Origin of the sequence: Fibrella aquatilis (genome assembly GCF_017353255.1) — a bacterium.
GTDB lineage: Bacteria > Bacteroidota > Bacteroidia > Cytophagales > Spirosomataceae > Fibrella > Fibrella aquatilis.
Genome location: NZ_JAFMYU010000026.1, coordinates 79,409 through 88,399, shown reverse-complemented (window position 1 = coordinate 88,399; position 8,991 = coordinate 79,409). Strand labels below are relative to the sequence as shown.

The 8,991-nt window shown below is 52.1% G+C and carries 4 protein-coding genes; 2 read left to right on the top strand and 2 right to left on the bottom strand.

Annotation, left to right across the window (positions count from 1 at the left end):
* The first annotated feature begins 100 nt into the window (after nt 1-100).
* Both J2I48_RS24080 and J2I48_RS24075 read left to right on the top strand, forming a co-directional pair.
* Nucleotides 101-622, top strand: coding sequence for a (2Fe-2S)-binding protein (locus tag J2I48_RS24080; protein WP_207338069.1), 522 nt, complete (start codon nt 101-103; stop codon nt 620-622).
* A complete protein-coding gene (locus J2I48_RS24075; RefSeq protein ID WP_207338068.1) occupies nt 619-2,799 on the top strand; it encodes a xanthine dehydrogenase family protein molybdopterin-binding subunit in 2,181 nt (726 codons plus the stop codon). The genes J2I48_RS24080 and J2I48_RS24075 overlap by 4 nt, the downstream gene beginning before the upstream one ends.
* A 121-nt stretch (nt 2,800-2,920) precedes the next feature.
* Here the strand turns inward: J2I48_RS24075 and J2I48_RS24070 are convergent, their stop codons facing one another.
* Together J2I48_RS24070 and J2I48_RS28590 are read right to left on the bottom strand one after the other, a co-directional pair.
* Complete coding sequence (locus J2I48_RS24070) at nt 2,921-4,708, bottom strand: hypothetical protein (RefSeq protein WP_207338067.1); 1,788 nt, start codon at nt 4,706-4,708, stop codon at nt 2,921-2,923.
* A 23-nt stretch (nt 4,709-4,731) separates the two neighbouring features.
* Entirely contained in the window at nt 4,732-8,535 is a 3,804-nt protein-coding gene (locus J2I48_RS28590) for a putative Ig domain-containing protein (RefSeq protein WP_207338066.1), read from the bottom strand.
* Nucleotides 8,536-8,991: the final 456 nt, after the last annotated feature.

Genomic DNA, 8,991 nt, shown 5'->3' with positions numbered 1-8,991 from the left:
ATGCTTTCGCGTCCTACTACTCTAAAGCAAGCGCCATTGTACATTATTCATTGTACCGCGTCGGCGGACCGATTGTACATTAAAAACTGATCACTGAAAAATGGCTCTCTTCAACCTGCAAATCAATGGCCGGACTTATCGCGCCGACGTTGATCCCGATACCCCGCTGCTGTGGGTACTGCGCGATAACCTAGGCCTGCTGGGCACCAAATACGGCTGCGGCATTGCCCAGTGCGGAGCCTGCACGGTTCACCTCAACGGCGAGGCTACGCGCTCATGCGTGCTGCCGGTGTCGGCCATTGGCAAGGGTAAAGTCACGACCATCGAAGGACTGGCCGCCACGGCCGGTGGCGGTACCGATCCGGACAAACTGCACCCCGTTCAGCAGGCCTGGAACGACATCGACGTGCCGCAGTGTGGATACTGCCAGGCCGGGCAGATTATGACCGCCGCGGCCTTTCTGAAGCGTACGCCCAAGCCAACCACGGCCCAGATCGACGACGCCATGAGCGGAAATATTTGCCGCTGTGGCACGTATCACCGCATTCGGGAGGCCGTAAAAGTGGCCGCCAACATGCCTGCGCCTGCCAAAACCGGTTCAGCTAACCCCAAAAAGTCATGAAAGCGATCACACACGCCAGTCGCCGGAATTTCCTGAAACTGGCCTCTGCGGCCGGTGGAGGCCTGTTGTTGGGCTTTGGCTGGTCAGACGCCGTCGGGGCTACCGAAGTGGCCGCCGACGGTACGGTGCTGGAAGCGGCGGGTGCCCTGCCCCCCGCGCCGGGGGTTGGGTTCAACAGCTACCTGTCCATCAACCCGCAGGGCATCATCACTATCCTCTCGCCGAACCCCGAAGTGGGGCAGGGCATCAAGACCGCTTTCCCGATGGTGGTGGCCGAAGAACTCGACGCCGACTGGACCAGCGTAGTGGTGGAACAGGCCCCGCTCGACACCAAAAAATTTGAGCGGCAGGTGGCGGGCGGTAGTGGGTCGATCCCCCACTCCTGGACGCGCCTGCGGCAGGCTGGTGCCACCGCCCGGCTGATGCTCATGGAAGCCGCCGCCAAACGCTGGAACGTGCCCGTTTCAGAATGCACCACCGCCACTGGTTTTGTGTTGCACACGGCCACCAACCGCAAACTGAGCTATGGCGACCTGGCTACTGAAGCCGCACAGGTGCCCGTGCCGAAAGACGTGAAACTGAAAGATCGCAAAGATTTCAAGCTGATTGGGCAGTCGGTCAAAAACGTCGATAATGCCGGTATCATCACCGGGAAGCCCCTTTTCGGGCTGGATGTGTACCGCGACGGCATGTTGTTTGCCATGATCCAGCGGCCCGCTTTTGGCTATACGCTGAAGTCGGTCAACGACGCGGCCATCAAAGCCATGCCCGGCATCACCGACGTGCTGACGTTTGACAACAATGTGGCCGTGGTGGGCAAATCGACCTGGCAGGTGCGGAAAGCGAAGGACGCGTTGAAGATCGAGTGGACCAAAACCGACGCCACCGAAAGCACCACCGACCATAACCGGATTTTCACCGAACTACTCGGCGCCCCCAACGCCACCGTGCGCCGAAAAGATGGCGACGTAGACGCGGCGTTCAAAGGCGCGGCCAAGGTAGTAGCGGCCGAATACCAGTGCCCGTTTTTGCCGCACAGCCCCATGGAGCCGATGAACTTCTTCGCCCATGTGCGTCCCGACAGCGCGGAACTGATTGGCCCTACCCAAACCCCCGAACTGGCCCGCAACGAAACCGCCAAACTGCTGGGCATTGCCCCAGACAAGGTGACCGTGCAGCTAACGCGCATGGGCGGCGGCTTCGGGCGGCGGCTCAAAGCCGATTATGTGGTGGAGGCCGTGCAGATTTCAAAGCGGGTAAACGCCCCCGTGAAGCTGATCTGGACCCGCGAAGACGATATGACCGGCGGCAGCTACCGTCCAGCCGTGCGTTACCGGTTCGAGGCGGCGCTCGATGCGCAGGGCAACCTGATCGGCTACAAACTGCGCGGGGCCAGCATCAACGCCGGCAACGCCACCCGCGAAGACAATTTCCCCGCCGGGGCCGTGGATAACCTCTTGATTGACAGCGCCGACCACAAATCGGCGATCACGACGGGACCGTGGCGGGCACCGATCACCAACTTCCTGGCTTTCGCCGAACAGTCGTTTCTGGACGAAGTGGCCCTGGCGGCGGGTAAAGACCCCGTGCAGTTCCGCCTCGACCTGCTTGATAAGGCCAAAGCCAAGCCCGTAGGGGCCGTCAAGTACGACATCGACCGGATGAAGGCGGTGATCAATTTGGCCGTGGAAAAATCGGGCTGGGGCACGCGCAAAGGGGCCGACGGTAAACCCGTAACCCAGGGCTTCAGCGTCTATTTCTCACACCGGTCCTACGTGGCGCAGGTGGGCGAAGTGGCCATTAAAAAGGGCAAACCCGTCTTGCAAAAGGTCTACGCCATTGCCGACTGTGGCATTGTGATCAACCAAAGCGGCTCGCGGCAGCAGGTAACGGGCTGCACCGTAGATGGCATCGGCCACGCCATGTACGGCAATATGACGTTTAAAGACGGCGTGCCCGACCAGAGCAACTATAACAACTACCGCCTGATTCGGCTCAACGAAATCCCGGAGGTGGAAGTCCATTTCGTCGACAACGGCATTGACCCCACGGGCCTGGGCGAACCGGCCCTCCCCCCCACCGGTGCCGCCGTAGGTAACGCCCTCTTCAAAGCCACCGGCAAGCGCATCCGCAGCCAGCCTTTCGTGGAAGATCCGGCGTTTAAAAGCGTTTCGTAGACTACCCTTTCGACCCACAAAAAAGCTGCAACAGCAGAAGCTATTGCAGCTTTTTTTTAGCAGGCAGGTATCCCCTCAACAAGTAAAATGTGGGCTGGATTACACCTCGTATAAATATTATTTACCGTTTTTGCTTCACCAACTGCTGTTCTAGTTTTTCAATGCGCTTTTGTTGTTCAATCACGTAAAGGGTCAGTTCTTCGATCTTCTGAAGCAGCTTAGCATCCATCGCACCCAACGCATAGCCATCTCGTTTCACTTCCATCTCGGATGGAATGCCGGGTAGGTGTTTATTGGCGACTATGTGCGCCTCAACAGATTGTAGCGAGGGCAGCTCGTAATTGTTGGCGAAGACAAAGTCAGCCCAAGCACCAGTTTTTACTTCTACTTCCCGCGCCCCAACTATCCCTTCTACCGCGAGTTTATAACCCCCTGGGTTTGTTGTACCGATGCCTACATTACCATCCCCCCGGATGTACATCAGAGCTAACTTAGACTGTGCGCCGGTCATCTGCCAAAACGAAAAGCCCTTATCACCAGTCGCTATATTGCTGTTTATGAGTGATAGGTCTAGCCTGCCTCCAATATAGTTTGCCCCAATAGACAACTGACCAGCTCCCCCCGGTGTATTTATCGCATTTGCTGGATAGGCACCATCAGTGTTTCCAGAATATATACTGCTGAAGATGCCTGCTGTAGTCCGGAAATTGCCATTCACATCCAGCACCGTACCGGGCGCTGTATTACCAATGCCAACGTTACCGTTCGCGTCGACTACTAAACGCTCGGTATACTGGCCGTTAGGGCTTGTTCCGATGGATACACCATTCCAGCCTGTCAATTGTGTTCGAGCACCAAATACGGAACCTACCCAGTTAGCTGGATGACCCAAAAAGACTCTAGCTTGAGTACCAACACCACTAAAATTTCCCACACCTGCTATTAATGCATCTCCGTTAGCTACGTGAAGCGGTTGAGTTGGCTCGCTGGTGCCGATACCTACTCTACCATCTTTATCCCAAATACCATTTGGCAATCCAATATTGGCTGCACCCCAGCCACCGTCATAGCCAAGTTGTATGGTCCTTTTGCCAGTACGAATAAAGTCTACTCTACTGCCTGAATCATGAAATCCAATAGTTGAATAATCAAGGCCATTGAGCAACAGCATAGTCTGTGTCCAATTCTGTTGTGTTGGGTTTGAATCCACTGAAACATCACCTATGCTAAGAGATCCATCAGTGAAAGGAGGGTTAGGTACGTTACTGCCTATAGTAACGCCACCGTTGCTCACATGCAGTTTAGAGCCTGGTGCGGTGTTACCAATACCTACATTCCCATCACCACGGACGTACATGAGAGATTGTTTTGTATTGGCACCAGTCATCTGCCAGAATGAAAACCCCTTGCCGCCACTGCTAAGTGGGGCGATGTTGCTATTGATAAATGATAAGTCGATTTGACCGCCAACCCAGTTACCGCCTATTGATAATTGAGCAGCTCCGCCGCCGGTATTTATTGGATTAGTGGGATAAGCACCGTCCGAGTTTCCTGAAATGATGCTGCTAAACCGACCTGCCGACACACGAAGGTCGCCGAGTACTTCCAGTTGAGAATTAGCAGATACATTTCCGTTAGTGCCCACCAAAACTTTGCCTGAAAACGTCACATCACCACCGGGCCGAAATTGAGTTTGGCTACCAAAATTCCATGCACTATTAGGCCCAGGTGCAATAAACAATGTTCCACGCCCATCATCTGGATTATGCAATAGCCATCTATTACCTGGCCAGCCATTGTCGATGATTGTGCCGAGACCGTTCACCGATTGCGCCTGCGTTGTTGGCGAATGCACCATTAAGCTAGCAGTGAACAAGGCGTATAAACTTATGTAGTATTTCGTTTTCATGTGGCTGACTTTTATACAGTGAATTAATTGCAAGGACCATTGTAAGCGCGGAAGGAGGCACCCGGTTTGACTACGAAGCCGGGTTTGAGTTTGATGGTGGTTACGGCTTTAAGCGTGAGCGAGGCACTTGGGTTTACCACCACAGGCTGCACTGTATCGGTTTCCATAATGTTTATGGCGTTTATATTTACCGCTGTTGGTGGTGAGTAGGTGCCCGTCACGATTCGGAGGTCTGCTCCATTGCAGTAGCTGACTGTTAAGAAGAAACTAACGCTCGTAGATAATCCGCCTGGATCAGTAGCCGTGAGTGTGACGAATGAGGTGCCAGCAGTAGCTGAACTGCCAGAAACAGTCCCGTTAGCGTATGAAAAACCAACTGGCAGGCCACTTATCGAATACGTTAAAGCCTGCCCTTCTGGGTCTACAAAGAGGTTGGCTGGCAGAACATATGTGAACGGCTGGCTAAGTGGAGCATATTGGTTGACCAATGCGGCCGATGTGGTGGGAGCTTGATTGATTACAATGCCTGCACCTTGGTAGGAGTAGGCGTATTCCTTCACCTTTTGCTGATTATTATCTCGGATGAGACTCAGCCGACCGTGGCCATCATATTCCTGATAAGTGACAATGTTTGCCGGATTAGACGTTGACTTAGCGCCAAATGCAGGATCATAGGTCACTGTTGAAACCAACGCACCTGATAAGCCAGATCGTACAGTCTGGATAGCTGCCCGCACAACATCACCAGTAGGATACGTCGTGTTGACGGAGGCTAAATCAGCCCCCGTACCTGTTACCTGCCCATAGGAGGCATTACGAATCTCAGCCACGGGCAGTGTGCTTTGGTAACCCCACACATAGCTGGTGGGTACACCATCTGATGGGGTGGATGTGATGAGGTTATTAGCGGCGTCATATGTCATAGTTATACGGCTAACATATGGTTTGCCTGCTGGTATAATAGTGGTACCGTTGAAGGTCCAATCTGGTAGTGGCGAAGCCGTTTCGAGTAAACGAATGTCTTTAGGCTGGCCGATGGCGTCGTAATACGTGATCTTGCCCCCAACCACATTACCAGCATACAGCTGCTTTTCTTCAATGACACTGTTGAGCACGAAGTTGTCCTGTAAACTGGCAATAGATGCATCAGCAGTGCGCTGATAATCTAAAGGATACGTGTAAGTAGTAGTTGCAAAGACGTTATCCCGGCTTGTTGACTTTGTTACTTTGGCTGTCAGGTAATTGAGTGCGTTATACTCATACGTTGTAGTAGTTGCTGTGCAGCCCGCATCTGAACTACCACATACCTTCTCTTCGGTTGTTTTTAGCTGAACCCACTCTGCATCGACAGCCGGGTATACCGTTTGCGAAATGCCGCAATTGTTAGCGTAAGTGAGGGCGTAAGTAGATGGCAGCAACTCTCTTCTGCTACCTAAGTAGATCTGCCGATTCACTGACAGATATGAATTATTAACCTCTTTAACTACTTGATAATCTGTTGATGATATTTTCTGGTAGTCCGTTTGCGACATAAGCAACCCATTTCGGTTCGACGATAAGGTTGGTACGCCTGCTGCCCGCCGGTATGAGTACTCAAGAATAGCGTCTGATTTATTTTCGTACTTAAAAACGCTCTTGCCATTCTCCCCATTTTCTCCGTAGAGCACCGTTACCTGATCATACGCAACAACAGGCCCGGCTGTTAAGGGGGTGTAACTGTTGGAGTTGAAGAGCAGATTAGCACAAGATTCTGTCACCCTGCCCACTATTGTTTCTGTGGTGTTGTAGCTGTAATCATAAACCATATGCAGCGGCTTAGCCATCCGCCGACCATATGAATACTCTTTTAAGCCAGTACCATTTTTATTTTCCTGGTAATGATAATTGAATGAGCGTATTTTAGAATTACTAACGCCGTCATTCTCAATGATTTTCTTGATACGCAACCCACCCGCATACAGAAGAGGTACAGTTGCACTTGTTGTTCCCTTATCAGTCCATTTAAACGTACCAGTTATATTATCTAAATTCTGAACGCTTGGCTTTATATAGATTCGCCAGTTAATAATCTGATTGACAAACGCTTGACATACCTTGTATTGGATTACCTGCACATTACTTTGCGAGTTGGAGCGATACATGTAATCTACCAAATCAATAGTTTGAAAGTCAGCCCCTCCTGGGTAACTAAATATCAAAGCAATATCTCCGTTACTGGCAACTAAGCCTTTGCGTCCATTTTCTGCCCTATACTGATCGGTAAATCGAATGCCTAAGTTTATGTCTACGATTACTGTTTTACCATACACGCCCGTGCCAAAACCCTGAGTTAAATTTATCGAACCCGATTGTGAGGCGTTGGATGCAGGAACTTGTACCGTAATTGGTACCAAGTCTGAGGTATTACGTTGAATAGAATAGTCCCGCTGATTAGAATTTTCAGGGTCATAGTCATGCGTTTCATATTGAAATTCCGTTGCACCACCCGTTGGATAAAGGATGCGCTTAAGGGTCATCTTTTGCACAAGCGATACATCACTATTTGCCTCCCTGTCAGATCCGCCCGATGGATAAAAATAGGGGGTCGGGTACAGATACAGAACGGAAAAATTAGGTATCAAGGAGGCGTTTTGTGTACGACCGTTGTAGTAGCCGTGGTAGTCGCGGGCGAACGAGATTTTTGTTGGAATGTCTGCGTAATTATTGTTGGCGTTGCCCTCATAGTAATCCAGAGCTGTCACCTTGGCTGTTTCATTGGGAGCTTGTTCGCTCATACTCAGCAGTTTTAGCCGCTTGCTGAGTAAGCTGGGGTTCATGCCTCCCGTTGGTATTGGGGGGTTGGGTGTGGTGCCGCTGCCAACAAAGTACCCATAGTTGAAGGCCACCGTTTTAAACGGGACTGCCTCAGTACCTCCCCCTGTTAGGCGGCGGTAGATCTTGACAGCCGTGAGCCGCCGCCCCCAGGTAACGTCTTCACGAACCTGGTCTGTAACGAACTGAACCTTGCCCGTTTTGTAATTGATCTCAGTCAAGGTCAGAATTTTGTAGCTGCGCCGTTGGTCATACACAGCACCCGTATTAGGGCCAGCGGGACAGGGAGTGGTTGGAAATCCACTAATGTTATAGGTGGCGGCTGTTTTTACCTCAGATATAGAAAACTCAGACGCCATAAGCTGACTGTCTTTAACATAAGTCAGCGTGATGCTTTCACCCTTGGGCGAACGGATATTGGTTAGGTACCAGGCTGTTTTTATGGGTATGCCTGCGCTGTAGTAACCGTCGGTGTTTTCTTCGGCTTGGTCAAATGAGTACGTGGCCCCGTCTATGGTGGTAACTGTCCAGGTGGCAGCCGTGGGGTTGTAGACGATCTTTATCTTCTGCTGGTTAACCAGAATGGCCTCGTAGTTGCGGTTGAGCACAAACTTGCCCGAATACCCCAGGAAGTTGAATGAATACGTATCGGGCTGGTAGTCAATAGGTACGGCCACGCCCGTGTTCATTACCGACGACAGATCTACGGGGACGACAGTGTTGGTGGCGGGTGAATAATACTCTAATGTACAGCCCTCCTGAAACCAGTTTGTTTTGGTCAGCAACTGCGCCTCATCTGACGGGCCGTTGATAGGCACTACCGGGAAAGCAGGTACCGATGGGTTGAAATAGACCTGCCCGCCGTTGCTTTTGAAATCATCTTCGCCGTTGACGGTGCGGGTGATGGCCCCGCCCGCGCTGAGGGTCCAGCCGAGGCCGGTCATGGTGGCTTCTTCGTTGACCCGGATGCCCGACGCGTGGTAGTCTAAGCTGATGGGCAGGGCCGCATCGCGCACCTTGATCTGGTAGATGGGCAGCGAAATGGTGGGGATGCCCGTGTAGTAGCCCACGGGTACGTCGCCATACTTGCCGATGCTGGCGGCCTCGGGCGAGGGCGGCAGCACTTTGGGAGCCAACTGACTGGCGGGCGTTTGGGCCAGGCAGACGGGCAGTTGGCTAAGCAGGGTCAGTAGCAGCGCAGAGACGCCGAAACGAGGTAGCCAGGAAGAGCGGTAGAAGTGGTTCATCACGCAGCAGATAACAGGGCCTATTGAAGCGGCCCATACCCAGTGGGGGTTTCTGAGCCGCGACTGATACAAATAGACGCTGTTACGGCTGCTAAATCAATCAGGGCAATCCCCCATTTTAACTAGTGGTTAGCCGCTATTTAACTACTATTATTCGCTGATGATGCTAGTACAGTACTTTGTTAATCATTATACAATGATTATTGCAACTAATAAGCATTTATA

Bases quoted from the DNA above. Each gene is read 5' to 3' on its own strand.
- J2I48_RS24070 (WP_207338067.1), bottom strand. From the start codon at position 4,708: ATGAAAACGAAATACTACATAAGTTTATACGCCTTGTTCACTGCTAGC.
- J2I48_RS24075 (WP_207338068.1), top strand. From the start codon at position 619: ATGAAAGCGATCACACACGCCAGTCGCCGGAATTTCCTGAAACTGGCC.
- J2I48_RS24080 (WP_207338069.1), top strand. From the start codon at position 101: ATGGCTCTCTTCAACCTGCAAATCAATGGCCGGACTTATCGCGCCGAC.